General features: G+C 69.6%; 23 protein-coding genes. 16 read left to right on the top strand and 7 right to left on the bottom strand.

Translation table 11 applies throughout. The features are described 5' to 3' along the window. Nucleotides 1–84 precede the first annotated feature (84 nt). The 4 genes from ACFWX1_RS13965 (at nucleotide 85) to ACFWX1_RS13950 (ending at nucleotide 3384) form a co-directional block, all read left to right on the top strand. The gene (locus ACFWX1_RS13965) at nucleotides 85–708 is read left to right on the top strand and encodes a hypothetical protein (protein ID WP_378387140.1); all 624 of its coding nucleotides are present in this window, start codon (nucleotides 85–87) and stop codon (nucleotides 706–708) included. Next, nucleotides 709–1881, top strand: coding sequence for a glutathionylspermidine synthase family protein (locus ACFWX1_RS13960; RefSeq protein ID WP_378331331.1), 1173 nt, complete (start codon nucleotides 709–711; stop codon nucleotides 1879–1881). 106 nt (nucleotides 1882–1987) lie between these two features. Continuing rightward, nucleotides 1988–2440, top strand: coding sequence for a DUF350 domain-containing protein (locus ACFWX1_RS13955; RefSeq protein ID WP_378331330.1), 453 nt, complete (start codon nucleotides 1988–1990; stop codon nucleotides 2438–2440). A 38-nt stretch (nucleotides 2441–2478) separates the two neighbouring features. Next, complete coding sequence (locus ACFWX1_RS13950) at nucleotides 2479–3384, top strand: haloalkane dehalogenase (protein ID WP_378387138.1); 906 nt, start codon at nucleotides 2479–2481, stop codon at nucleotides 3382–3384. An 84-nt stretch (nucleotides 3385–3468) separates the two neighbouring features. On the opposite strand, the gene ACFWX1_RS13945 is transcribed toward ACFWX1_RS13950, so the two are convergent. After that, nucleotides 3469–4764 (bottom strand): aspartate aminotransferase family protein, encoded by a 1296-nt coding sequence (locus ACFWX1_RS13945; RefSeq protein WP_378387136.1) that lies wholly within the window; start codon nucleotides 4762–4764, stop codon nucleotides 3469–3471. A 164-nt stretch (nucleotides 4765–4928) separates the two neighbouring features. Between ACFWX1_RS13945 and serS the strand changes: the two genes are divergently transcribed. Together serS and ACFWX1_RS13935 are read left to right on the top strand one after the other, a co-directional pair. Further along, entirely contained in the window at nucleotides 4929–6197 is a 1269-nt protein-coding gene (gene serS / locus ACFWX1_RS13940) for a serine--tRNA ligase (protein WP_378387134.1), read from the top strand. An 83-nt stretch (nucleotides 6198–6280) separates the two neighbouring features. Beyond that, nucleotides 6281–7270, top strand: a complete 990-nt coding sequence (locus ACFWX1_RS13935) for a DUF3558 family protein (RefSeq protein WP_378387133.1) — start codon at nucleotides 6281–6283, stop codon at nucleotides 7268–7270. Nucleotides 7271–7277: 7 nt separating this feature from the next. Here ACFWX1_RS13935 and lhgO read toward each other — a convergent pair whose 3' ends face one another. Then, nucleotides 7278–8471: an L-2-hydroxyglutarate oxidase gene (lhgO, locus tag ACFWX1_RS13930; RefSeq protein WP_378387131.1), complete on the bottom strand. Its 1194-nt coding sequence runs from the start codon at nucleotides 8469–8471 to the stop codon at nucleotides 7278–7280. A gap of 145 nt (nucleotides 8472–8616) precedes the next feature. Here lhgO and ACFWX1_RS13925 point away from each other — a divergent pair, with 145 nt between their 5' ends. Continuing rightward, a complete protein-coding gene (locus ACFWX1_RS13925; protein ID WP_378387129.1) occupies nucleotides 8617–9117 on the top strand; it encodes a nuclear transport factor 2 family protein in 501 nt (166 codons plus the stop codon). A 64-nt stretch (nucleotides 9118–9181) separates the two neighbouring features. On the opposite strand, the gene ACFWX1_RS13920 is transcribed toward ACFWX1_RS13925, so the two are convergent. Together ACFWX1_RS13920 and ACFWX1_RS13915 are read right to left on the bottom strand one after the other, a co-directional pair. Further along, nucleotides 9182–10729: an MFS transporter gene (locus ACFWX1_RS13920; protein ID WP_378387127.1), complete on the bottom strand. Its 1548-nt coding sequence runs from the start codon at nucleotides 10727–10729 to the stop codon at nucleotides 9182–9184. Between the two features lie 584 nt (nucleotides 10730–11313). Further along, a complete protein-coding gene (locus tag ACFWX1_RS13915; protein WP_378387125.1) occupies nucleotides 11314–14448 on the bottom strand; it encodes a BTAD domain-containing putative transcriptional regulator in 3135 nt (1044 codons plus the stop codon). 146 nt (nucleotides 14449–14594) lie between these two features. Here ACFWX1_RS13915 and ACFWX1_RS13910 point away from each other — a divergent pair, with 146 nt between their 5' ends. From ACFWX1_RS13910 to ACFWX1_RS13875, 8 genes are all read left to right on the top strand, one after another. Beyond that, entirely contained in the window at nucleotides 14595–15734 is a 1140-nt protein-coding gene (locus tag ACFWX1_RS13910) for a DegT/DnrJ/EryC1/StrS family aminotransferase (protein ID WP_378387123.1), read from the top strand. Between the two features lie 79 nt (nucleotides 15735–15813). Next, a complete protein-coding gene (locus tag ACFWX1_RS13905; protein ID WP_378387293.1) occupies nucleotides 15814–16743 on the top strand; it encodes an NAD-dependent epimerase/dehydratase family protein in 930 nt (309 codons plus the stop codon). A 29-nt stretch (nucleotides 16744–16772) separates the two neighbouring features. Continuing rightward, a complete protein-coding gene (locus ACFWX1_RS13900; protein WP_378387291.1) occupies nucleotides 16773–17969 on the top strand; it encodes a glycosyltransferase family 4 protein in 1197 nt (398 codons plus the stop codon). Beyond that, complete coding sequence (locus ACFWX1_RS13895; protein ID WP_378387121.1) at nucleotides 17956–18582, top strand: acyltransferase; 627 nt, start codon at nucleotides 17956–17958, stop codon at nucleotides 18580–18582. The genes ACFWX1_RS13900 and ACFWX1_RS13895 overlap by 14 nt, the downstream gene beginning before the upstream one ends. 36 nt (nucleotides 18583–18618) lie before the next feature. Continuing rightward, entirely contained in the window at nucleotides 18619–18759 is a 141-nt protein-coding gene (locus ACFWX1_RS13890) for a hypothetical protein (RefSeq protein WP_378387119.1), read from the top strand. Between the two features lie 84 nt (nucleotides 18760–18843). Then, nucleotides 18844–19365, top strand: coding sequence for a SigE family RNA polymerase sigma factor (locus ACFWX1_RS13885; RefSeq protein ID WP_378387117.1), 522 nt, complete (start codon nucleotides 18844–18846; stop codon nucleotides 19363–19365). Beyond that, nucleotides 19362–20084, top strand: coding sequence for a hypothetical protein (locus tag ACFWX1_RS13880; RefSeq protein WP_378387115.1), 723 nt, complete (start codon nucleotides 19362–19364; stop codon nucleotides 20082–20084). Before ACFWX1_RS13885 ends, ACFWX1_RS13880 begins: the two co-directional genes overlap by 4 nt. 54 nt (nucleotides 20085–20138) lie before the next feature. Beyond that, a complete protein-coding gene (locus ACFWX1_RS13875) occupies nucleotides 20139–21539 on the top strand; it encodes a M20/M25/M40 family metallo-hydrolase (RefSeq protein WP_378387113.1) in 1401 nt (466 codons plus the stop codon). Nucleotides 21540–21629: 90 nt separating this feature from the next. Here the strand turns inward: ACFWX1_RS13875 and ACFWX1_RS13870 are convergent, their stop codons facing one another. Genes ACFWX1_RS13870 through ACFWX1_RS13860 form a run of 3 tightly spaced genes read right to left on the bottom strand, consistent with a single transcriptional unit; the run spans nucleotide 21630 to nucleotide 22823 of the window. Continuing rightward, nucleotides 21630–21803: a DUF397 domain-containing protein gene (locus ACFWX1_RS13870; RefSeq protein WP_378387111.1), complete on the bottom strand. Its 174-nt coding sequence runs from the start codon at nucleotides 21801–21803 to the stop codon at nucleotides 21630–21632. Nucleotides 21804–21811: 8 nt separating this feature from the next. Further along, complete coding sequence (locus tag ACFWX1_RS13865; RefSeq protein WP_378387109.1) at nucleotides 21812–21979, bottom strand: DUF397 domain-containing protein; 168 nt, start codon at nucleotides 21977–21979, stop codon at nucleotides 21812–21814. A 1-nt stretch (nucleotide 21980) separates the two neighbouring features. Next, a complete protein-coding gene (locus ACFWX1_RS13860) occupies nucleotides 21981–22823 on the bottom strand; it encodes a helix-turn-helix domain-containing protein (protein WP_378387107.1) in 843 nt (280 codons plus the stop codon). Between the two features lie 181 nt (nucleotides 22824–23004). Here ACFWX1_RS13860 and ACFWX1_RS13855 point away from each other — a divergent pair, with 181 nt between their 5' ends. Then, entirely contained in the window at nucleotides 23005–24954 is a 1950-nt protein-coding gene (locus ACFWX1_RS13855; protein ID WP_378387105.1) for an MFS transporter, read from the top strand. The last annotated feature ends 58 nt before the right edge of the window (nucleotides 24955–25012 follow it).

Below are 25012 nucleotides of genomic sequence, written 5' to 3'. Positions count from 1 at the left end.
CATGATGCCTGCGCCGCGCGCACATTGCGCGCGGCGGGTGGTTAGTGTGGGTAGAAGGCGATGGCCGGTGATTACGGAGCGCGCATGACGCAGGACAGCAACTCGGGGGAGCAGTCAGCTCCGGAGCCGACACAGCGCGGCTCGATGCGGTTTCAGGACGAGAGCACCAAACCCAAGGAACCCTCGCTGGCCGAGCAACGAGCTCGGCGGCAGGCGATCGCCGATCAGGAACGCGAGGCGGCCGAAGCCGCCGAACTGGCGCGGATCGCCGACCAGAAGGCGGCGACCAAGCGCAAGATCCTGATCGGCAGCGGGGTCACGGTGGGCCTCGCCGGGCTCGTCGCGACCTTCTACACCGTCGCGCACACCACGAACATGACCGCGGTCTGCACCGACAAGAACGGCGTGGTCTCGGACGACAGGTACTGCGACGAGAACTACGTCACGGCGAACCACGGCTATCACAGCGGCGGGTTCGTCTTCATCCCGATCCCGGGCGGTGGTGGCTACAACAGCTACCGGTACAACTACGGCGGCAGCGGGGCGATCGGGCAGCCCGTCGCCGGCGGCAGCTACAACGCTCCCTCCTCGCGCACGAACGTCACGACCAAGTCGGGTACGTCGGTACAGCGTGGCGGGTTCGGCATCAGCGGCAAGAGCAGCGGGACCGCGGGCACGGGCGGCACCGGGAAGAGCGGGGGCTCGTAGGTGTACCGGGATTCGGCCGCGCCGCGGCGCGACTGGCAGCGGATCGTCGAAGAACAGGGCCTCGTCTACGGCACCCCCGCGCGCGACGGCTCTGGCAAGGAACGGCCGTACTGGGACGAGTCCGTCCACTACGTCTTCGACATGGACGAGATCCTCTCCATCGAGGCCGACGTCGAGCTGCTGCACTCGATGTGCCTCGAGGCCGTCGACAACGTCGTGACGACCGAGGGCTACCAGCGCTTCGGCATCCCGGAGTGGGTGTGGCCGCACATCGCCGAGTCGTGGAAGCGGCAGGATCCGCACGTCTACGGCCGGTTCGACCTGCGCTACGACGGGAAGAGCCCGGCGAAGCTGCTGGAGTACAACGCGGATACGCCGACGACGCTGCTGGAGGCGTCGATCCTCCAGTGGCACTGGAAGACCGACGTCTTCCCGGACGACGACCAGTGGAACTCGCTGCACGAGAAGCTGGTCGAGCGCTGGAGCCTGCTGAAGGACAAGCTGCCCTCGAACGAACTGCACTTCACCTGGTCCAGTGCCGATCCCTCCGGCGAGGACCATGTCACCACCGCGTACCTGCAGGAGACCGCGGCCGAGGCGGGACTGGACACGGTCGGCCTCGCGATCGAGGAGATCGGCTGGGATCCGGTGCTCAAGCGCTTCGTCGATCTCGAAGAGGCGCAGATGGCCACCGTGGTGAAGCTGTATCCCTGGGAGTGGGTGGTCGACGAGGAGTTCGGCCGCTACGCCGTCGAGACGATGCCGCGCACGCTGTGGGTCGAGCCGCTGTGGAAGATGCTGCTGTCGAACAAGGCGCTGCTCGCGGTGCTGTGGGAGAACTACCCCGGTCACCCGAACCTGCTGCCCGCGTTCACCGACGACCCCGGCCTGCTCACCGAGTACGTGCGCAAGCCGAAGCTCGGCCGTGAAGGCGCGAACGTGCAGATCGTCGCGACCGGGTACGAGACCCAGACCGACGGCGTCTACGGTGCCGAGGGCTACGTCTACCAGGCGTTCGATCCGCTGCCCGAGTTCCAGGGTTACCGGCCCGCGCTCGGGGCGTGGATCGTCGGCGACAGCGCCGCCGGGCTGGGGATCCGCGAGACCGGCGGTCTGGTGACCGACGACGGCGCGGCGTTCGTCCCGCATCGCATTCCCGACGCGGGGGACTGAGCGCGGCCGATGCCGGTGGGGCCCGATTCGTGCGCAATCCGGGCGAACGGCACAATCTGGGCCGAGAGCCCGGAGCACCCACCGGCATCGACACCTGGGAGACCCCGTGACCACCATCGTTGCGCTGCCCGAGACCTTCGGCACCGACCTCGTGCGGGGCATCGGCGCCATCCTGCTCTACGGCGTGATCGGCCTGCTGCTCATGTTCGCCGGGTTCTACGCGATCGACTGGACCACTCCCGGCAAGCTGTCGAAGCTGGTCCAGCAGGGCAAGCCGAACGCGGTCATCGTCACCGCGTCGGGGCTGTTGTCGATGGCCTTCATCGTCGTCGTCGCGATCTTCAACTCGGCCAGCGATCTGACCGAGGGCCTGATCACTTCGCTGGTCTACGGCCTGCTGGGCATCATCGTCCAGGTCATCGCGGTCCGGCTGCTGGAGTGGGCGACCCGCATCGACGTGGGCAGCACCATCGAGAGTGACAAGTTCGCGCCGGCGACCATCGTGGTCGCCGCGGCGCACCTCGGCCTGGGTCTCGTGGTCGCCGTCGGGATTTCCTGATCTGCTGACCGGGTGGGATTCCCACTAGCGTGTGACCCATGCGCCTGCTCAGGACGCCGGAGGACAGGTTCACCGACCTGCCCGGCTTCGCCTTCGAACCACGGCATGTCGATCTTCCCGATCCGCACGGCGGTCTGATCAGAGTGGGCTACGTGGAGGCGGGGCCGTCCGACGGACCGCCCGTCCTCCTGCTGCACGGCGAGCCGAGCTGGTCTTACCTGTACCGGAAGATGCTGCCGGTGCTGGCCGGTGCGGGGCTGCGTGCCATCGCGCCGGACCTGGTCGGGTTCGGCCGGTCGGACAAGCCCGCCGAGATCGCCGACCACAGCTACGCCCGGCACGTCGGGTGGATGCGGGCGTTCGCCTTCGAGGCGCTCGACCTGCGTGACGTGACGCTGGTCGGGCAGGACTGGGGCGGGCTCATCGGCCTGCGGCTGGTCGCGGAGAACCCGGATCGGTTCGCGCGCGTGGTCGCCGCGAACACCGGGCTGCCGACCGGCGACGCCGACATGCCGAAGGTCTGGTGGGCCTTCCACGACGCGGTCGAGAAGGCGCAGGTACTCGACATCGGCCGGTTCGTGCAGTCCGGTTGCACGACGGAGCTGCCGGAAGAGGTCCGCGCCGCTTACGACGCGCCGTTCCCGAACGAGATGTACAAGGCGGGGCCGCGCGCGATGCCGTCGCTGGTGCCGACCCGCCCGGACGACCCGGCGTCGGAGGCCAACCGCGCCGCGTGGCGGACCCTGACCGAACTGGACCTGCCGCTGCTGTGCGCGTTCTCCGACAGCGACCCGATCACCGGCCCGATGGCGCCGGTGCTGCAGCGCGCGATGAAGGGCGCGCAGGGCCTGGAGCATCCGACGATCCAGGACGCGGGCCACTTCCTCCAGGAGGACGCGGGCGAACGCCTCGCCGAACACGTCGCCCAGTTCGTCCGCGGCTGAAGGGGACTTTCCTCTCGTAAGACGAGCTGAAGGGGACTTTCAGCGCATGCGATGCGAGGAAAGTCCCCTTCAGCTCACTGGAGGTCAGGACAACGCGGCCTGGGTGGCGGCCAGCGAGTCGACGAGGATGTCGAGGCCTTCCTGGGCTTCCTCGGCGGTGAGCGTCATCGGCGGCGCGATGCGCAGGACGTTGCCGTGCAGACCGCCCTTCCCGACGAGCAGCCCGCGCCGCTTGGTCTCCTCCAGCATCCGGCCCGCCGCGCGCACGCTCGGCTCCGTGCCGCCCGGTTCGACCAGCTCGACGCCGATCATCAGGCCCTTCCCGCGCACCTCGCCGACGATCGGGCTCGCCGCCGCGCGCAGGCCGGACAGCAACTGCTCGCCGCGGGCCGCCGCGTTGCCCTGCAGGTCGTGGTCGGCGATGTAGTCGATGACCGCCGTGGCGCCGGCCATCGAGACCGGGTTGCCGCCGAAGGTCGAGAACGAGTTCGCGGTGAAGCAGTCCACGAGATCGCCGCGCGCCACGATGCCGCCGACGGCCAGCCCGTTGCCCAGGCCCTTCGCGAAGGTCATGGCGTCCGGGGTGACGCCGTGCGCGTCGATGCCCCAGAAGTGCTCGCCGGTGCGGCCCCACCCGGTCTGGACCTCGTCGGAGATGAACAGCACGCCGTAGGCGTCGAGGACCTCCTTCATGGCCTTGAACAACCCGTCCGGCGGCAGGCTGAACCCGCCGACGCCCTGTACCGGTTCGGCGATCATGCAAGCGACGTCGCCCGCGGTCGCGGTCTCCAGGACATCGACCAGGTCCGCGACGCACGCGTCGATGTAGGCGGCGTCCGAGAGATCCCGGAACGGGCTGCGGTAGCGGTAGCCGCCGTGCACGTAGTTCACCTTGACCGGGCTCAGCGCCGACGCCGACCAGCCGCGGTTGCCGGTGATCGCGACCGTCGCGAACGAACGGCCGTGGTAGGAGTTCCGCAGCGCGAGGACCTGGTTGCTGCGCCGGTACTGCGTCGCGAGCATCAGCGCGGTGTCGTTCGCTTCGCTGCCGGAGTTGGTGAAGAACACCTTCGCGTCCGGGATGCCGGACAGCTTCGCGATCCGCTCGGCCAGCTCGACCTGCGAGCGGATCAGGTACAGCGTCGAGGTGTGCAGGATCCCGGTGTCGAGCTGCTTGCGTACGGCGTCGCTGATCTCGGTGATGTCGTAGCCCATCGCATTGGTGAGCACGCCGGCGAAGAAGTCCAGGTAGGTCCGGCCGGACCCGTCGGTGACCCGGCGGTCGCGGCCCTGCACGATCTCGATCGGCTCCTCGTAGAGCAATCCCATCCAGGTGGGCATGACCGCCTTGTGCCGGGCGAGCAGATCCGCTTCGGTCATCGTCGTCTCCTCATCCTCGTCGCTTGCTCGGAGTATGGGGAGCACGGGAAACCGGCGACAACGATCAGACTGTCGGGTTGTCCCGGCGGGCCCGCACACTGTGTGCGGCGCGGAGCCGAAACCGCCTCGAACGCGCGGTGGGCCTGCGACTACTCTCATCTCTCGTGATTGACCCCAGGACCCTGCGCGAAGACCCGGAGGCCGTGCGCGCGTCGCAGCGCGCCCGTGGCGAGGACGAAGGAGTGGTCGACAAACTGCTCGGCCTCGACTCCCGCCGCCGCTCCGCGATCGCGGCCGCGGACAGGCTGCGCAACGAGCAGAAGACACTGGGCAAGCAGATCCCGAAGGCGTCCGGTGAGGAGAAGGCCGCGCTCCTGGCGACGGCGAAGGACCTCTCCGCCCAGGTGAAGGCCGCCGAGGCCGAGCAGAACGAGTCGTCGGAGGAGTTCGACCAGCTCTTCCGCACGCTGCCGAACCTGGTCCACCCGTCCTCGCCGATCGGCGGCGAGGACGACTTCGCCGTGCTCAAGCACGTCGGCGAGCCGACGAAGTTCGACTTCACCCCGCGCGATCACCTCGAACTCATGGAGGGCCTCGGCGCGGTCGACATGGAGCGCGGCGCCAAGGTGTCCGGCTCGCGGTTCTACTTCCTCACCGGGGTGGGCGCGCAGCTGCAGCTCGGCCTGCTGAACATGGCGATCGCGCAGGCGCTGGAGAACGGGTTCGTCCCGATGATCACGCCGTCGCTGGTGCGGCCGGAGATCATGGGCGGCACCGGGTTCCTCGGCGCGCACTCGTCCGAGGTCTACCAGCTGCGCGATGACGACCTGTACCTCGTGGGGACGTCGGAGGTGCCGCTCGCCGGCTACCACGCCGACGAGATCCTCGACCTGAACGACGGCGCGAAGCGCTACGCCGGCTGGTCGTCCTGCTACCGCCGCGAGGCGGGGTCGTACGGCAAGGACACCCGCGGCATCATCCGCGTGCACCAGTTCGACAAGGTCGAGATGTTCGTCTACGCGCGTCCGGAGGACGCCGAGGCCGAGCACGAGCGCCTGCTCGGCTGGGAGGAGCAGATGCTGGCGAAGATCGAGGTGCCCTACCGGGTCATCGACACCGCGACCGGCGATCTCGGCACGTCCGCGCATCGCAAGTTCGACTGCGAGGCCTGGATCCCGACGCAGGAGACCTACCGCGAGCTGACCTCGACGTCGAACTGCACGACGTTCCAGGCACGGCGCCTGTCGGTCCGCTACCGCGACGAGAACGGCAAGCCGCAGACCGCCGCGACGTTGAACGGGACGCTGGCCACCACTCGCTGGATCGTCGCGATCCTGGAGAACCACCAGCTCGAGGACGGATCGGTCCGCGTCCCGGAGGCGCTGCGCCCGTTCGTCGGCGGCCGCGAAGTGCTGACGCCGTCCGGCCGCTGAACCGGTGACGGGGGATTTTCGGCGGACACCGGGTGCGGCGGCGTTCGGCCCAGTAGGGTGCGGGCCGAACGGAGGATGAGCACATGCGGATCAGTCGGCTAGGGACGGCCGTCCTGGCGGGGGTAGTCGCGGTGCTGCTCGGGGGGTGCACGGCGACGGTCGGCGGGTCGGCCGCGCCGGTGCCGGGGCAGGGGCCGGTCAAGAAGGTCGTCGACGCCTGCACGCTGCTCTCGCAGGAGCAGGCGGCGGGCCTCGGCTTCGAGGTGCCGGGCAAGCCGCATCCCGCGAGCGAAACACAGCGCACTCCCGCGTCGTGCATCTTCTCGCCCAAGGACGACAGCGGGCTGGCGACGACCTCGATCGGCTGGGCCGCCGACCTGCGGCTCGACGACTACCTCGGTGGTGCGCTCAAGAAGGACAGCGTCCAGTCGGGCGGGTTCACCTGGACCCAGTACGCCTCCAGCTTCCCCGGCTTCTGCACCTACATCCTGCCGCTGGGGCCGCAGTCGTTCGTGGACGTCGGCGTCTCGGCCAACGACGAGGCGAAGTCGTGCGAGGTGGCGAAGAAGGTTCTGCCGTTCGTCTCGTCGCATCTGCCGGGCGGGGAGACCGCTCCGTCGATCACTCCGTCGGCCCCGCCGCAGCCGTCCGGGCCGCTCGCGACGTTGGACCCGTGCACGCTCCTCAAGCCCGAGCAGGCCCAGCAGCTGAAGGTGGAGCCCGCCGGGAAGTCCAGCAAGTCGACCGTGACGCCGAACGCGGTGTTCTGCCTGTGGAAGGACACCGACGGCGCTCGCGGGCAGAAGTCGTTCGAAGTGTGGCTCGGCCCGACCACGCCCTATGACAAGTGGCCTGCCTTCACCCCGCCAGGCCAGCCGCAGGACGTCAACGGGCGTAAGTGGGTGCTGCTGCCCAATGAGGGCGGGATGGGCGCGGTCTGTGGTGCGGTGCTGGCGATCACCGACACGTCGTCGGTTTACGTGACCAGCGGCTTCCTCGACGACGACAGCAAGGCCTGTGACGCGGTGAAGGCGGGCCTGCCGATGGTCAGCGGGAACCTGCCCGCGAGCTGAACACTGCTCAGCTCGCCGATTCGCCGACGACGTCCGCGATGTGCTTGGCGATCTCCAGCGCGCTGGTCGCGGCGGGCGACGGCGCGTTGAGCACGTGGACCTGGTTTCGCGTGGTCTCGATCAGGAAGTCGTCGACGAGCGAGCCGTCCGGGCGCAGCGCCTGCGCGCGGACGCCGGAGCCGTGGCGCACGATGTCGTCCGCGGTCACCGCCGGGACCAGCCGGGCGAGGCTCGCGGCGAAACGGCGGCGAGAGAACGAGCGGCGCACCTCGTCGACGCCAGTCGGGTAGGCGTACTTGCGTGCGAGCCGCCAGACGCCGGGGAAACGCGCGACGTCGGCGACGTCCTTTGCGGAGACGTCGCGCCAGCGGTAGCCCTCGCGGCGCAGGGCCAGCACCGCGTTCGGTCCGGCGTGGACACTGCCGTCCAGCATCCGGGTCAGGTGCACGCCGAGGAACGGCAGCGACGGGTCCGGTACGGGGTAGATCAGGCCGCGCACCAGGTTCCGGCGTTCGGGCTTCAGCTCGTAGTACTCGCCGCGGAACGGCACGATCCGCGCGCTGGGCGTCAGCCCGGCCAGCCGCGCGATGCGGTCGGAGTGCAGTCCGGCGCAGTTGACCAGCGCGCTGCCGTGCACGACGTCGTCGCCGGTCGCGACCTCGACACCGCCGTGGCGGCCGGGCCGGATACCCAGCGCGGGACTGTCGAGCCGCAAGTCGGCACTGGTTTCGTCGAGCAACCGGACGAGCGTGGCGCAGACGGCGGGGAAGTCGATGATCCCGGTGGACTCGACGCGCAGCGCGCCGACGCAGGACACCTCGGGCTCGTGGTTCCGCGCCTCGGCGGGGGAGATCAGCTTCGCCGGGACACCGTTCGCCTCCGCCCGCTCGGCCAGCGCGTTGAGCGCGGGCAGTTCGGCGTCGGAGGTCGCGACGACCAGCTTGCCGCACACCTCGACCGGGACCCCGTACTGCCGCGCGAAGTCCACAATGGACCGATTGCCCGCGGTGGACATCCTCGCCTTGTACGAGCCCGGCTTGTAGTACAGGCCGGCGTGCACGACGTTCGAGTTGTGCCCGGTCTGGTGTGCCGCCCAGCGGGCTTCCTTTTCCAGCACCGTCACGTCCTGACCGCGCTTGGTCAGCTCCCAGGCCACGGACAGCCCGACGATCCCACCACCGATGACCACCACATTCCGCACGATCGACCAGGCTACGCGGGGCCGGGGTCAGCGGCCCGTGAGGCCACCCTCAGTGGGCGCGCTGCCACGTCGGTCACACCGACGGGCGGGAGCCGTGCGGGTGGGGTTAGCTCGATGGTGGCGGAAGTGTCAGCTGGGAGGCGTCATGACAGGTGCGGCCGAAGCCACGGCGGAGCGGTATCGCCGCGCTGGGGAGACCGGGGACGTCGAGCTGGCGATGAGCACTTTCGCGCCGGACGCGGTGGTGCATTCACCCCTCACGTCGCGGGTCCGCTTCACCGGACTCGCCCAGCTGCGGCAGCTCATCGGCGTCGCGTACACCCATCTTGAAGGCGTGCGGTTCCACACCGACGTCGGCGACGAGCGGACGCGGGTAGTGGTCTATACCGCGCGCATCGGCGGCGAGGAGGTCGAGGAGGCGACCGTGCTGCGCTTCGACGACGAGGGCTTGATCGCCGAGGCGACGTTGTTCGTGCGTACCTTGCCGGGGCTGGTGGCCCTGATGGACCGGTTCGGCCCCGACATCGCACGGCGCAACGGCCGTCCCCTCGCGGCGCGGCTGCTCGCGGTGGCGGTGAAGCCGTTGCGGGCGATGATCCGCTCGGGCGACCGTTACGCCGTCCCGCTCGCCGCACCGAGGTCGTAAAGGTCCGTGAAGGCCTCCTTCACAGCGTTGAGCGCTGTGAAGGAGGCCTTCACGGACAGCCGGGTCAGACAGCGGCCGGGGTGACGGGTGCGTCCTCGGCATCCGGGTCCTCGAGGATTTTCGGGACGCTGCGCAACGCCGGGTAGGAAGCCACGGCGAGCAGCGCCATCAGGACCATCGAGGCCAGCAGCGACACTTGAACACCGCTCACGAACGCCTGCCGAGCGTTGGCGAACAGCTGCGCACCCAGCTCGCCGGGAAGCTGGACCGCGGCTTGTGCGGCGCCGCCGAGCGTCTCGCGCGCCGCGGTGGCGGCCTCGGGCGGCAGGCCGGGCGGCAGCGCCAGGTTGTCGCGATAGAGCGCTCCCAGGACACTGCCGAGGATCGCGATGCCCAGCGCGCCACCGAGTTCCGTCGCCGTTTCGGAGATCGCCGACGCCGCCCCGGCGCGCTCCCGGGGCACGACGCCGAGCACCGTGTCGGTGGCGACGGTGATGATCAGCGCCAGCCCGAGCCCGAACACCACCATCGTCACGACGAGGTACGGATACCCGGTGGCGACCTCGATCCGGCTGTAGAGCGCGAAACCCGCCGCCGACAGCGCGCAGCCCGCGGCCATCGTCGCGGCACGGCCGAACTTCTTGATGGCCAGCCCGCTGAGCACGCCACCGACCAGCGCGCCGCCCATCCCGGGGAGCCCTGCCAATCCCGACTTGAGCGGTGACCAACCGAGGACGAGCTGGAAGTACTGCGTCGCGAAGATCGACACCGCCAGTTGCGCGAACATCGCCACGACGGTGGTCCCGATCGTCGCCGAGAACGCCCGCCGCCGGAACAGCGCCAGGTCCACCAGCGGTTCGGCGAGCCGGGGCTGCCGAAGCAGGAACGTCACGAGACCCGCGACGCCGATGACGGCCGCGACACCGACGTCCCAGTGCGCGAAGCCCTTGTAAGCGACCTCCTTGATCGTGTACACGATGCCGAGCATGCCCAGCACCGAGAGCGCGACGCTGAGTACGTCGATGCGGCCCGGCGACGGGTTGCGCGACTCCGGCAGGACCAGCGCGCCCGCGACGAGCAGCAGCGCGACGACCGGAACGTTGACCAGGAACACCGAACCCCACCAGAAATGGCCGAGCAGCGCGCCGCCGATCAGCGGGCCGAGTCCGAAACCGAGGATCGTGAGCCCGCTGGACAGGCCGATGACGGCGGTGCGTTCCTTGCCGGTGAACGCGTTGCGGATGATCGACAGGGTCGATGGCATCAGCGTCGACGCGGCCACGCCCAGTAGGACACGCGCGACGATCAGCAATTCGGCGGTCGGCGCGTACGCGGTGCCGATCGACGCGATACCGAAGAGCGCCGCGCCGGTCAGCAGCAGCTTCTTGCGGCCGATGCGGTCACCGAGGTTGCCCATCGTGATGAGCAGCCCGGCCAGCGCGAAGCCGTAGCCGTCGGCGATCCAGAGCACCTGCGTGGTGCTGGGATGCAGCGCTTCGGACAGCGCCGGGATCGCCAGGTGCAGCACGGTCATGTCGACGGCGATGAGCAGTTGCGCGAGTACGCAGACGAGCACGATCCCGACTTTGCGGCGTGCGGACGGTCGAGTCATCGGATCCCCCTCCGGAGGTGTCTCGGCGCGGCCGTCCCCAGGCGGTCGCGCGGTTCCTGCCGGGACACTGACCGGCGGCGCTGACCGTCCACGCACCGTTCACGCACCGACTGCCCGCGGGGTTCGGAGGCCAAGTCTCTGAAGGCCACCATGAGGGACTTGAGCGCCACCAACTCGGCCTTCACGCCCCGGCGCCTCTTCCGCAAACGACCGGACGTTGCCCCGGACCCTCGAGTTATCCACAACGGGTTCGGCTATCCACAGATTCACCGACCACCCCCGCCGGGACTCCCTGGCGCGATACGCTGGTTGCAGGGGTGCCCCCGGGAGGGTGGGGGCTGCCCTAGGGGATACAGCAACGAAAAACTGCGTGCGAATGTCCATAAAGGACTATGCTGGCGTTCCACAAGGGACAGTACTCGCGAGGCGCGCGGGACACCAAGCGCCGACCACGAAGCACAGCGCGTCAGGCCGCGAACCAAAGCGCGAAGCCGATGGCCCGGCTCAGCGGGCGCGTCGGTGCCAAAACAGCGGCGGCAGGCCGTGAAGCCGAACCGTGAAGCCGAACCAACGCGGGCCGAAGATCACGCCTCCGCGGGCATCCCGGCCGTCGTCAGCGCCTTCTGCCGCGGCATCGTCAGCCCGCTCCCATAGGCCCGGTCGAACGCGTCGGTCCCGATCCGGTTCCGCGCCGCCGAACGCACGCGTGCCACATCGAAATCCCCGGCCATGGCCGTGCCGCGCACGGCGACCGCGGCGCCGAGCAGCAGTGCTGCCCGCTCGCCCTCGTTCTCCAGCATCGCCACCCCGGCCAGCCCCTCCAGCGCCGAGGCCACCGCGGTCCCGTCGTGCCACCGGCGGCCCGAGAGCAGCGCCAGCCGGTACCGTTCCCCGGCTTCGGCGGCCACACCCCGCTCCACGGCGATCCAGCCGAGCGAGATCATCGCCGCGGTCCGCACTCCTTCGGTGGCGAACGACCCGCCGGGACATTCCGTCAGCGCTCGTTCGCTCAGTGCCCCCGCCGCCGTCAGATCACCGCCGCGCCGCGCGAGCCCGGCGAGACCGAGGTAGCCCAGGGCACGGCTTTCCGGCATCCCGGCGCGCTTCGCGAGTGCGATCGCGACCTCGTAGTCCTCCCGCGCACCCGCGAGGTCTCCCTGCGCGGCACGGCTGTCGCCCCGGCGGCACAACAGATCGGCATTGTCGTCGGTGGCGCCCAGCTCCTGCATCAGCGCTATCGCTTCGCCCATCATGTCCAGCGCCTCGGCGTACCGGCCCTGCCAGCTCAGCAACTGCGAAAGGTGATCCAGCGTCATCGACAGGCCCCAGCGTTCACCGAGCGCGCGAAACCGCGTCGACCCTTCGCGCAGCGACTGTTCGGCCAGAGCCAGTTTGCCGGTCATCATCGCCCACAGGCCGAGCCCCGTCGGGACCAGCGCCCGCACCCACGGATCGCTGTCGGCCAGCAGCACTTCGCCCCGCCGGACCAGGTCCTCGTCGTCGCCCGGCGGGCCGTGCACGACGCCCAGCAGCATGGTCAGCGCTGGATGCCGAAGCGTGGTCACCCGGTCTTCGGCGTACTTCTCGACCAGCGCGGCGTGCCGGGTCACCAGCTCGTCGTCGGGTGCGCTCGACATCGCGTTCAGCACGCACACCACGAAGTCGTCGATCCGCTCGGCGGGCGGTTCGGCGCCGATGTGCCGGACGACCTCCAGCGCGAGCGCCGCCCCCTCGAACCGGCGCCCCCGCATCCACCAGTACATCGACAACGCCGTCACCAGCCGCATCGCGATGTCGGACGCCGACTCGGCGGACCAGCGCAGCGCGGCGAGGATGTTGTCGTACTCGGCGTCGAGCCGGTCCAGCCAGGACAGCTGATCGGCCGTGCGCAGCTTCGGGTCGGCCTCTTCGGCCAGCCGCACGAAGTACTCGCCGTGCGCGCGCCGCAGTTCGTCGTCCTCGCCGGCGGCGGTCAGCTGCTCGGCGCAGAACGCGCGGATCGTCTCCAGCATCCGGTAGCGCCCGCCGACGACCTCGACGAGCGACTTGTCGACAAGGCCGGGCAGCAGGTCGAGCGTGTCGGCGACGCCGGTGACCTGCTCCGCGGCCGGTAGCGTCGCGCCTCCGGCGAACACGGTGAACCTGCGCGCGAGCCGCCGCTCGTCCTCGTCGAGCAGATCCCAGCTCCACTCGACGACGCCGCGCAGCGAGCGATGCCGTGCGTCGGCGACACGGCTCCCGCGGGCGAGCAGCCGGAACCGGTCGTCCAGCCGGGCCGCGATCTCGCCGACCGGCAGCGCGCGGACCCGCGCGGCCGCCAGCTCGATCGCGAGCGGCAGTCCGTCCAGCGCCGCGCAGACGTGCTGGACGTCGCCGATGGTCCGTTCGTCCACGGCGAACGCCGGATCGGCGGCACTCGCCCGGTCGGCGAAGAGCCGGACCGCGGCGTAGTCCAGGGCCCGCACCGCCGACGTCCCGGGCGGTGGCACCGCGAGCCGGGGCACCGGCGCCAGCAGTTCGCCGGTGATGCCCAGCGGCTCCCGGCTCGTGGCGAGCACCCGCAGCCCGGGACACGCCGCCAGCAGCCGGGCCACCAGCCGCGCGACGGCGTCGATCAGGTGCTCGCAGTTGTCCAGTACCAGCAGCCCGGCACGTTCGGCCAGTGCCGAGACGAGCCGATCCGCCGGATCTCGCGCGACGCCGTCGCCGCGAGTGGTGAGCGGCCCATCGCGCAGGCCGAGCGCCGCCAGGACCGCCTGCGGCAGCTCGGCGTCGTCGGCGTACGGGGCGAGCCCGACGAACGTGGCCTGCTTCGGCGCGACACCGGCGGCCCCGATCGCGAGCCGCGTCTTCCCGGTGCCGCCTGGTCCGACGAGCGTGACGAGCCTGCCGCGCTTCAACAGCTCCGAGACCTGACGCAGTTCCTCGTCGCGGCCCACGAAGCTGGTGAACTGGGCGGGCAACGCCGTCGTCGACGGCTTCTCCGGCGAACCGCGCAGCACCGCGAGATGTGCTTCCGCGAGGTCTGGACCAGGGTCGGCGCCCAGTTCCTCGGCCAGCGTCCGCCGCGCCTCCTCGAACGCGGCGAGCGCGTCGGCGGGCCGCCCCGACGCGTTCAGCGCGCGGATCAGCTGTGCCCGCGGCCGTTCCCGCAGCGGGTGATCCGCGATCGCCGAGCGCAGCTCGCCCACGACGTCCTGCGCGTGCCCCAGCGCCAGCTCGGCATCGACGCGATCACCGGCGGCGTCCGCCCGCAGCTCGTCCAGCCTGGTGACCTGCGCGGCCACGAACGGGGCCTCGGGGACATCCGCGAACGCGGGCCCGCGCCACAACGCCAGCGCGTCACGCAGCAACTCCGCCGCTCGGTCCGCCTCACCGGAAGCCAGTGCGCGACGCCCTTCGCCCGCCAATTGCTCGAAGCGATGTACGTCGACCTCGGCGGTGTCGACGTCGAGTCGATACCCGGCCGACGTGAATTCGACGGACGCGACGTCCTTCAACGCGTTCCGCAGTCTCGACACCTGCGACTGGAGGGCGTTGGCCGCGCCGTCCGGCGGGGAATCGCCGTACATCCCGTCGATGAGCCGCTCGGCGGGGACGAAATGACCCGCCTCCAGCGCGAGCAGCGAGAGCAGTGCTCTCGACCGTGGGCCGCCGAGCGCGATCCGGCCGCCGTCGGCGTCCCACGCGGCGATCTCCCCCAGAATGCCGAAGCGCATACGGTCAGCCTAAGCCGCCGACGAGCACGAACGGCGTCAACGTCCCACTTGCCCCTTGCGTCACGCCACGCCCGGATGTCACCCGAAAGGCTCTTGGCATCCGGCGCTCTATACACTTCGCCGCGTCCCCACGCAATGGGAGAGGTATGTCCAACAGCGAGGAACCCGTGGTCCTCGGCCAGCCGACCGTCGGCGACGAAGAGCTGGCCGCCGTGGCCGAGGTCTTCCGTTCCGGATGGCTCGCCGGTGCGGGGCCCGCGTGCCGCCGCTTCGAGGAGCGCTTCGCCCGCACCGCCGGCACGGCCCACGCACTGAGCACGAGCAACTGCGGCTCCGCCCTGTTCCTGGGGCTCAAGGTGCTCGGTGTCCAGCCCGGCGACGAAGTCATCGTCGGCGACTACACCTTCCCCGCCACCGGCCACGCCGTGGTCCAGGCGGGCGCGAAGCCGGTGTTCGCCGACATCCGCCCCGACATCTGGAGTGCCGACCCGGCCGCGATCGAGGCCGCGATCACGCCGCGGACCGTCGGCATCCTGGCCGTGGACGTCGCCGGTCAGCCGGGGGACTTCGACGAGTACCGCGCGATCGCCGACAAGCACGGCCTCTGGCTGTTCGAGGACGCCGCCTGCGCCGCGGGCGCGACGTACCGGACGCGCCCGGCGGGCAGCCTCGCCGACCTCGCGGCGTTCTCCTTCCACGGCCGCAAGGGCATCACCGCGGGCGAGGGCGGCGCGCTGGTCTCCGACCGCGAGGACCTGATCGCGCGGGCCCGCAAGCTGCACACCTACGGCATCGAGCCCGCGATCTCCCGCGAAGGCTCGGGCGCGCTGCCGATCCCGAGCTTCCACGAACTGGGCTACAACTTCCGGCTTTCGGACATCCAGGCCGCGATCATGAACGTCCAGCTGGACCGCCTCCCGGATCTGCTGGCCGCCCGCCGGTCGGTGGCGAAGCGCTATCACGAGGCGTTCGCCGACATCGACGGCCTGACCGTGCCCGTCGAACTGCCCGACCGCGAACACCCGTGGCAGGCCTACATCCTCACCGTCGCGCCGGAGATCAGCCGCGACGCGCTCGCGCTGCGGATCCGCGAGCAGGGCGTCCAGTGCAACTTCGGCACCTACGCCTCGCACCTGCAGCCGATCTACGGTGATCAGCCGCCGCTGCCGGTCTCGGCCGACGCCTTCGCCCGCCACCTGGCCGTCCCCATGCACGCGAACCTCACCGACACCGAGGTCGACCGCGTCACCACGACCGTGCGCGACGCCGTGCACAGCCTCACGTGAGCACTGTTCAACGCTCAGGCCGCGAGGCCGGAAGCCCCTTGCCCACCGCCCGGACGCCGATCGAGGAGAAAGCGTGACCATGTCCGACAAGAAGGTCCTCTTCACCGGGGGCGGCGGGTTCATCGCCGCGCACGTCATCCCGCTGCTGATCGAGGGCGGCTACACCGTCCGGATCCTCGACAACATGACCCGCGGCGACCGCGCCAGGGTCAACGAGTTCGTCGCCACCGGCAAGGTCGAGCTGGTCGAGAAGGACGTCCGCTACGGCGGCGCGGTGCGCGAGGCCATGCGCGGCTGCACACACGTCATCCACTTCGCCACGGTGTCGATCAACAAGTCGATCGCCGACCCGCACGAGTCGATCGACATCAACATGATCGGCAACCACAACGTCTTCGCCGCCGCCGCGGACGAAGGCGTCGAGCGCCTGGTGTTCGCGTCCACGGCCTCGGTCTACGGCGACCCCGAGCGGCTGCCGATGCACGAGGACGACGAGCTGCGCCCGCTCACGCCGTACTGCATCAGCAAGCGCGCCGGCGAGGACCTGCTCGGGTTCTACGAGCGGCAGAAGGGCTTGTCCTGGAACGCTTTGCGCTTCTTCAACGTGTACGGCCCCGGCCAGAAGATCGAGGCCTACTACACCTCGGTGATCAACCACTTCATCCAGCGCCTGCGCAGCGGCCAGCCGCCGATCATCGACGGCCGCGGCGACCAGTCGATGGACTTCGTGCACGTCTCCGACCTGGCGCGGGCCGTGGTCGCCGCGCTGGAATCCGCGCGCGGCAACCTGCCGATCAACATCGGCACCGGGATCGACACGTCCATCGCGACGTTGGCGAAGATCCTCATCGAGGCCGTCGGCGTCGACGTCGAACCGGTGTTCAACGACCGCGACGTACTGGTGTCGCGGCGCGCCGCCGACATCACCCGCGCCCGCGAGGTCCTCGGCTGGGAGCCGAAGATCTCGGTCGAGGACGGTATGCGTGAACTGGTGAGTGACACCCCGTGACCTCCGCGGGACCCGCACAAGGGCGTGCGCTGCGCATCGCGGTGGTGAACAACTTCTTCCCGCCGCGAGTGGGCGGCAGCGCGCACATGGCCGCGTCGCTCGCCGCTCAGTTCGCCGCGCGCGGCCACGAGGTCCTCGCGATCACGGCGGCCTACGCCGACGCGCCCGCCGAGGAGGAGTGCGACGGCTACCGCGTCGTCCGGCTGCCCGCGGTCAAGATGCCGCAGCTCGGCCTGTCGATCGACTTCGACATGAGCTTCGCGTCGCTGCGGCCGGGGAACTGGCGGCGGCTCTGGAAGCTGCTCGACGAGTTCAAGCCGGACGCGATCCACCTGCACGGCCAGTTCTTCGACCTTTCGTGGCTGGCCGGGATCTACGCGCGGCGGCACGGAATTCCGGCGCTGCTCACCATCCACACGCTCCTGATCAGCGACAACAAGCTGTATGGAAGCGTGTTCCGGTTCCTCGACGCGGTGCTGGTGCGGCCGATCCTGCGCTACCTGAAGCCGCGGTACGTCATCCTGGACAAGCTGGGCGTCGACTACTGCGTCGAGCGCTATGGCACCAGCGACGCGAACTCCGAGTACTTCCCGATCGCGGTCGACGTCGCGCACTTCGACAAGCCGCTGACGAAGGACGTCCGCGAGGAACACGGAATCGGTGACGCGCCGCTGATCGTCTCGCTCGGACACGTCATCCCGCTGCGCAACCGGCTCCCGCTCGTCGAAGCCTTGCCGTCCATTGTGGACAAGCACCCCGGCGTGAAGGTAGTCGTCGTCGGCCGCGTCTACCACGACGCGTTTCTCAAGCGGGCCGAGGAACTCGGCGTCGCGGAGTCGTTGATCGTCACAGGTGCGGTGCCGAAGGAAGACGTCCCGTCGTACTTCGCCGCGGCTGACATCGTCACGCACGACCTCAACGGCGGCTGCGGTACGGCGTCGCTGGAGGCAATGCTCTCGGAGACGGCGACGATCGCGTCGGTCACCGAGGACAACTACCCCGGAATCCAGCTGCGCAACGGCGAAAACATCCTGCTGGTGCGCCCGGACGACGCGGAAGCCGTGGCGCGCACTGTCATCGAACTGCTCGACGACCCGGAACACCGCGCCGCGATCGCGCGCAGCGAGAGTGCCATGGTGCGCGCCAATTTCGGCCTCGACGTCGTCGCCGAGGAACACCTGCGTACCTTCGACAAACTCGTGGCGGACTCCGATGTTCTTCGATGACGAGCGCAGCAACCGGCTGCGCCCGCAGATCCTGACCGAGCTGGTTTCGCAGTACATGAACGACGCCGAGCGCGCGAAGTTCTACGGTCTGCCGGAAACCACGCGCGTGCGGGAACGCGTCAAGATCATCAGCCCGGAGAACCTCAAGATCGGCGAGCACTGCTGGATCGGCGAGGGCGCAGCGCTGGACGCGAGCGGCGGGCTGGAAATCGGCGAGCACACCAGCATCGGGCTGAACACGCTGATTTTCACGCATTCCAGCTGGCTGGCCAACATGACGCTGCAGAACCATTCCGGCAGCGACCTGATCGAACGCAAGCCCGTGAAGATCGGAAAAGGCTGTTTCATCGGCGGTCTCGTCGTGATCATGGCCGGGGTGACGATCGGCGATTTCGCCACCGTGCAGCCGAATTCCGTGGTGGCCAAGGACGTTCCGCCGCGTTCACTGGTCGCGGGCAATCCGGCGCGCGTGTTCCAGCGCTACGACGAGGAATACATTCAGTCCGAAGTGGACCGAGTGCGCGCGGAAAACGCGCGGCGCCGCGCGATCGCGGAAGAACGGGGCGGTGACGCGACCGGCTGGGGAGCCCCATCGGGCGACTTCACGGAGTAGCGTCACCTGTGGTCGTGACTCCGGCCAGTCTGGTGCATGCGCGGACTGCTCGGCTCGGTGCTGCACACCTGCAGCTGGTGCTTCGAGCACTCCGGCGTCGTCGAACTCGACTTCGCGGGCACCTCGATCACCATCGGCCTGGACGCCCTCACCACTTCTCGCGCCCAGCGCCTCTGACCGCCCGCTCGCGGGGTCGAAGATCGTCCGGAGAGACCTACGGGCGTAGGGTCGAAATGGTTGAGGCGGGATCGGGGTGGGGGCATGGCTCGCGGTGACGACGAGTTCGCCGACTTCGTGCGGGCGTCCTCGGCACGCCTGACCCATGCGGCCTACCTGCTCACGGGCGATCGGCACCAGGCGGAGGACGCGGCGCAGACGGCGTTCGCCCGCACCTACGCGGCGTGGTCGCGGGTGCGGAACAAGGACGCCTACTCCTACGCGCGGAGGGTGCTGGCCAACCACGTCGTCGACGGCTGGCGCCGCCCGATCCGCGAACACGCCACCGAGGACGTCCCCGAACGGCCGACGGGGCAGGACGTCGCGCAGGTCGTCACCCAGCGGGAATGGCTCACCGCGGCCTTGGCGACGCTGACCGCGCGGGAACGAGCCATCGTCGTGCTGCGGCACTTCTTCGACCTGCCGGAAGCCGAAGTCGCGGCGGAACTCGGCGTTTCGCTGGGTACGGTCAAGAGCACGAACTCACGGGCGCTGGCCAAACTCCGGATCACCGCGCCTGACGAGCCGGAAGCGGACTACGCGACACCGAACGGGGGCGGACGATGACCGACCTCGACAAGCTGCGCGAAGCACTGCGAGAACCGCCGGCCGAGCCGTTCGCCGAGCCCGACCTCACCCGGATCATGGCCGCGGGCACCCGCATCCGCCGTCGTCGCCGGGTGCTGACCGGTGCCGGGGCGGCGGCGGTGGCCGCGGCGATCGTCCTGGTCGTCGGCTCGACCGTCTACTTCAGACAGTCAGGCGACGTCATGACGGTGCCGCCCGCCGCGTCACCGGCGCCCTCGGCCCCGATGACCACCAGCAAGCCCGCCGATCCCGCGAAGGAGCCGATGGGCACCGTGGTCGGCACCGGCATTCATGACGCGACCGGTGAGATCGTGTTGTACGCCGTCCGCGTCGACGAGCCGCGCCTTCCCGAGGTCAGGTTCGGCGTGATGGCCGGGCACCGCACCGCCGGGGGCACGATCGTCCCCGGGATCCTGAGCAACGAGACCAAGGGCGCCGATTACGCCTTCGGTTTCCACGCCGTGTCGAGCGACGTGACGAACAACAGCGGCCACTTCCCGGTGTTCGGCTACTTCTCCGGCGACGTCGCGCGGATCACCAGCACCGTGCGCGGCAAGACCGTCGACGCGAAGCTGGGGAAGTGGCAGGAGGGGAACCGCATCACCTTCTTCTGGTTCGACCCCGCCGACGTCCCGTCCGCGAGCCTGCTGACCCCGCTGGTCGCCTACGACGCCCAGGCCAAACGCCTCACCGGGTGATCGGCATACGGTCGGCGGTATCCCACGGCGGGACGCGGCGGTATCAAGGTCAGCATGGTGCAGAGGCGGGCTTTCCTGGCGGCATCGGCGGCGCTTCCCCTCGCCGCGACGGTTCTTGGCGGCACGCCCGCCGGAGCGGTGGAACTCGGCGATCGCGGGCCCGGACGTCCGGTGCTGCCGCAGCGCCCGGACCGGGAGTTGCGCGCGATCCTGCGTGAGGTCGACGAGCGGCGCGTCGAGGCGATCGTGCGCAAGCTGGCCTCGTTCGGCACCCGGCACACGCTCTCGTCGCAGGACGATCCGAAACGCGGCATCGGCGCCGCGCGCGACTGGATCTTCGCCGAGTTGCAGCGCTACGCTGCGGCGTCGGACGGCCGGATGATCGTCGAGCTGCAGTCCTACATCCAGCCGCCCGGCGACCGCGTCCCGGTGCCGACGCGCATCACCAACGTCCTCGCGACGCTGCGTGGAACGTCCGAACCTGGGCGCGTCTACGTCGTTTCGGGCCACTACGACTCGCGCTGTTCCGACCCGATGGACGCCACCAGCGACGCACCCGGCGCCGACGACGACGCGTCCGGCGTCGCGGTGTCGATGGAGCTGGCCCGGGTGTTCGCGACGCGGGAGACCGCCGCGACCATCGTGTTCGCCGCGGTGGCCGGGGAGGAACAAGGACTGCACGGCGCGCGGCACCTGGCGACGCAGTTCCGGGCGGCGAACACGGATGTACAGGCGATGTTCACCAACGACATCGTCGGCTCCAGCACCGCCGACGACGGCACCCGTGACCCGCGCACCATCCGTCTGTTCGCCGAGGGTGTCCCGACCGCCGAGACCCCGGCCGAGGCGAACCTGCGACGCAGCATCGGCGGCGAGAACGACTCGCCGCCGCGTCAGCTCGCCCGGTTTGTCCGTTCTGTTGCGGAAAACGACGCGACCGGTATGAACGTGCGTGTGGTTTATCGCCGCGATCGGTACCTGCGCGGCGGTGACCACATTCCGTTCCTGGAGCAGCGTTACCCGGCCGCGCGGTTCACCGAGCCGGCCGAGAACTTCGCACATCAGCACCAGAACGTCCGCGTCGAGAACGGCGTGCAGTTCGGGGATCTACCGGAGTTCTGCGATTTCGGCTTCATCGCCCGGGTCGCGCGGGTCAACGGCGCCGCGCTGTGGTCACTGGCGACCGCGCCGGGAACGCCCGCCGGGGTGGGCATCCGGACGGCCGCGCTCACCAACGCCAGCGAGTTGCTGTGGCAGCGCTCCGCGGGCGCCGTCGGCTACGAGGTCCTGTGGCGCGAGACGACCGCGCCGGACTGGACGCACCGCATCGACGTCGGCGACGTCACCACCGCGAAGATCGACCTCTCCAAGGACAACGTCTTCTTCGGCGTACGTGCCGTCGGACCCTCCGGCCACCGAAGCCCCGTCGCCTATCCAACCCCGGTGACCACCTGAGCGAGTCGCGCGCCCAATCACGCGAGTTCTCCGTTCAATCACGCAAGTTACGCGTCCAATCACGCGAGTTCCGCGTTGGCGCACATGACGCTAGCGCCCCAGCCCCCGCAGAAGCCCCACCCACGCCTCCGCAGGCACCGCGAGCATCCCGCCGTCCCGGTCCTTGGTGTCCCTGACCCGCACCACCTGCGCGATCGAGACCTCGACGCAGTTCACTCCGTTGTTGCCACTACGCGTGGACTTCCGCCATGAGGTGGCATGCATGACCGGCTCTACTCCTTGAGGTCGCGCAGCAGACCTGACCATGTAGTGGCGGGCACCGCGAGCATCCCGCCGTCCCGGTCTTTGGTGTCCCTGACCCGCACCACCTGCGCCACCGAGACCTCGACGCAGTCCCCTTTATGGTCACTGTGCGTGGACTTTCGCCATGTGGTGTGCACTCTAGGCCTCCCGTTCGGTAATCACCTCCCGGATGAGCGAGCGGGTGTCGTGCTCGTTCAGCGCGAGGTCGGTCAGGGTCTCCTTGGCGGACACGAACCCGGTCAGCTGTTCATCACTGTAGACAAAAGCGCTCCCGGCAAACATGTCTACGAAACCGATCGGCGGCATCTTCACGAAGTCGAACAGCACGAACGAGTTGCCGTACGAGAGGTGATAGTCGTCGCTCGCGACCGCGTGGAGATGCACGTTCTCCGACTCCGAAACCATCAGCAGATGCCTGAGCTGGTCGAGCATCACGGCGTTGCCGCCGATGGGCTGCCGAAGAGCCTGGTCACCCACGAAGGCCGTGAAGTTCAGCGGTTCGGACCCGCTGAGCACGTCAGCACGGGTGAGCCTGGCGAGAACCCTCTTCTCGACTTCGTCCTTCGAGAGGTTCACGCGGGAGAAGATCGCCCGCGCGTAGTCGGCCGTCTGCAGGAGTCCCGGGATGAGCAACGGCTCCCAGGAGAACTTCGCTGCGGCCGTCCGCTCGAATTCCCGGAATGCCGTGCGAATGGTCTCCAGACCCCGTTCGCTCATCTCGACCCAGTTCGGGTCGTGGGCGTGGCGGACCAGGTCCAGCAGGTACTCGCGTTCTTCGCCGCCGATCCGGAAGCCGGTCAGGATCGCCGACACGTCCTCGACGCGCGGCACTCGGGTCGCGTTCTCCCAGGAGAAGAGCATCACGTAGTTCAGGCCCGTCAACTGAGACAGCCGGCGCAGGCTCCAGCCGCGTTCCAGCCGAGCCGCGCGCAACACCGCTCCGAGCGCTCGTAGCCGGGGTGTCGCAACGAGTGTTCTCATGGGCGCATTCTGTCACCGGAGTACGACAGAAAAAATCGCTGAAAATGGACCCCATTGTTGCGCTCTGTACACAGGCAGACTGCGAGAGAACGGCTGCAACCTGCGGTGATACCGTCGCTCGGCCCGACGGATCTCCGCGAACAGAGCCGGAAAGGGGTGTGTCCACATCGGCATGCCAACCGTGGACACGGTTTCCGAGAAACCCCGGACGTCCACTATTCATCTCGCGCGGCGAGTGCTGGCGTCCCGGCCTTTTCGCCGGTTGTGGCTGGTCACCGGGCTGTGCAGCTCCGCCGACTGGCTGACCGTCATGACGCTCGCCGCGCTCGCCGGCAAGCTCGCGCCGAACGCCATCGGCATGAACTTCGCGTTCAGCGGCGTCCTTTTCGCGAATATCCTGCCGGGGCTGGTGTTCGCCCCGATCGGCGGACTGCTGGCCGACCGGTTCAACCGGCGCGTCGTGATGGTGATCGCCGACGTCCTGCGGTTCGGGCTGCTGCTGTCGATCGTGTTCGTCGACGAATACTGGTGGGTTTTCGCCGGGACGTTCCTGGTCCAGGTCGCCGCGATCATGTGGATTCCCTGCAAGGACGCCGCGCTGCCGAACCTGTTGCGCGGCCCCGAACAGGTCGAGTCCGCGACGCAGCTCGGCCTGGTCATGACGTACGGCGTCTCGGTCGCGATCGGCGGCGGGCTGTTCACCTTCGTCACCGGTATCCCCGCGGTTTTCCATGTACCGCAGGACATGCTCGGGCTGCGCGGCTTCCTGAAGCTGTGCGTGGTCATCGCCGCGCTGCTGTACCTCGCGAGCGCCGTCTCGATCGCCACGCGGCTGCCCGAGCTGTCGCAGCGGGTCGCCCGCGTCCGGCCGGGCGGCCCCGAGGGGCCGGGATTCCGCGAGATGCTGCGGGACGGCGCGCGCTACATCCGCGGCAACCGCGTCGTGCGGGGGCTGCTCATCGGCATGATGGGCGCGTTCGCCGCCGGCGGGGCTGTGGTGGGTGCCGCGCAACCGTACGCGCTGAGCCTGCTCGGCGGGCAGGCGGCGTTCGGCCTGCTGCTGCTCGCGATCTTCGTCGGTCTCGTCGCCGGGCTGCTCGGCGCGCCGAAGCTGGCCCGCCGGGTGCCGCACGCGCGGCTGTTCGGCCTCGCCATCGTGCTGGCCGGGATCGGCCTGATCCCGGTGGCGCTTTCGCCGCATCTGACCGTCGCGATGATCGCCGTGACGCTGGTCGGGGCGTGTGCGGGGACGGCGTTCCTCACCGGGATCACGATCATCGGGTCCAAGGTCGAGGACGCGATGCGTGGCCGCATCAACGCGATCTACCAGTCGATGCTGAAGGTCGTCGTCGGGTGCACGGTGGCCGTCACGCCGATCCTGATCACGGTGATCGGCAAGCAGCGGTTCTCCCTGTGGGGCCATCCGCTGGTCGTCGACGCTACCCGCCCGGTGATCCTCGGCGCCGGGGTCGTGTGCGCCGTGATCGGTGTCGTCGCGTACCGGCAGATGGACGCCAAGAGCAAGTCGCCCGGCATCGCCGACCTGGTGCGCGTGATGCGCAGGCGGCCAGCGCACACGCGGGGCTTTCTCCTTGTCCTGGAAGGCGAAACCGACGGGACGCGCGCGGGCAGGCTCGTCGAACGGCTGGGCGTCGAGTTCGGTGACTCCCTGTGCGCCGTCGACCCGACGATGGACCTCGCGCGGCAGCACGACGTGGTGTCGCTGGTCGATCTCACCGGCACGCGGGCGCGTGCGCTCGTGGCGGCCGCGGTGCACGCCGACTCCGTCGAGCGCGTGACGTCGGCGCTGGAGTCCGGCCGCATCGTGGTCACGCGGCGCTTCGCCGAACTGGTGCCGCTGGCCTCCGCCGCCGAGGATGCCGACGACCTGCGTGAACTCGCCTCCTGGGCCGCTGATCCCGCCCCGGACCTCGTGGTCCTCTTCGACTCCGCTTCCTCTGGTGCGTCGTCCCCGTCGTCGGACCAGCACTGGCAGGTCGGGCAGATGATCGCCGAAATCGCGACTTACCGGGCGGATCGGCACCTGGTCGTCGACCCCGAGGAATCCCCGGACGACGTCGCCGACCGGGTCACCTCGATCGTCCGCGCCGCCCTCGCCCGCTCCGCCTGACTGTCCACAACGGACGGACGTGCCGTGAAGGCCTCCTTCACAGCGTTGAGCGCTGTGA

Origin of the sequence: Amycolatopsis sp. NPDC059021 (assembly GCF_042739895.1) — a bacterium.
In the GTDB taxonomy this organism is placed as follows: domain Bacteria; phylum Actinomycetota; class Actinomycetes; order Mycobacteriales; family Pseudonocardiaceae; genus Amycolatopsis.
Note: the sequence above shows the minus strand (reverse complement) of the source record. Positions and strands in the feature narration are given on the sequence as shown.

Bases quoted from the DNA above. Each gene is read 5' to 3' on its own strand.
- ACFWX1_RS13965 (WP_378387140.1), top strand. From the start codon at position 85: ATGACGCAGGACAGCAACTCGGGGGAGCAGTCAGCTCCGGAGCCGACA.
- ACFWX1_RS13950 (WP_378387138.1), top strand. From the start codon at position 2,479: ATGCGCCTGCTCAGGACGCCGGAGGACAGGTTCACCGACCTGCCCGGC.
- ACFWX1_RS13945 (WP_378387136.1), bottom strand. From the start codon at position 4,764: ATGACCGAAGCGGATCTGCTCGCCCGGCACAAGGCGGTCATGCCCACC.
- ACFWX1_RS13935 (WP_378387133.1), top strand. From the start codon at position 6,281: ATGCGGATCAGTCGGCTAGGGACGGCCGTCCTGGCGGGGGTAGTCGCG.
- ACFWX1_RS13925 (WP_378387129.1), top strand. From the start codon at position 8,617: ATGACAGGTGCGGCCGAAGCCACGGCGGAGCGGTATCGCCGCGCTGGG.
- ACFWX1_RS13920 (WP_378387127.1), bottom strand. From the start codon at position 10,729: ATGACTCGACCGTCCGCACGCCGCAAAGTCGGGATCGTGCTCGTCTGC.
- ACFWX1_RS13915 (WP_378387125.1), bottom strand. From the start codon at position 14,448: ATGCGCTTCGGCATTCTGGGGGAGATCGCCGCGTGGGACGCCGACGGC.
- ACFWX1_RS13910 (WP_378387123.1), top strand. From the start codon at position 14,595: ATGTCCAACAGCGAGGAACCCGTGGTCCTCGGCCAGCCGACCGTCGGC.
- ACFWX1_RS13905 (WP_378387293.1), top strand. From the start codon at position 15,814: ATGTCCGACAAGAAGGTCCTCTTCACCGGGGGCGGCGGGTTCATCGCC.
- ACFWX1_RS13895 (WP_378387121.1), top strand. From the start codon at position 17,956: ATGTTCTTCGATGACGAGCGCAGCAACCGGCTGCGCCCGCAGATCCTG.
- ACFWX1_RS13890 (WP_378387119.1), top strand. From the start codon at position 18,619: ATGCGCGGACTGCTCGGCTCGGTGCTGCACACCTGCAGCTGGTGCTTC.
- ACFWX1_RS13885 (WP_378387117.1), top strand. From the start codon at position 18,844: ATGGCTCGCGGTGACGACGAGTTCGCCGACTTCGTGCGGGCGTCCTCG.
- ACFWX1_RS13880 (WP_378387115.1), top strand. From the start codon at position 19,362: ATGACCGACCTCGACAAGCTGCGCGAAGCACTGCGAGAACCGCCGGCC.
- ACFWX1_RS13875 (WP_378387113.1), top strand. From the start codon at position 20,139: ATGGTGCAGAGGCGGGCTTTCCTGGCGGCATCGGCGGCGCTTCCCCTC.
- ACFWX1_RS13870 (WP_378387111.1), bottom strand. From the start codon at position 21,803: ATGCATGCCACCTCATGGCGGAAGTCCACGCGTAGTGGCAACAACGGA.
- ACFWX1_RS13860 (WP_378387107.1), bottom strand. From the start codon at position 22,823: ATGAGAACACTCGTTGCGACACCCCGGCTACGAGCGCTCGGAGCGGTG.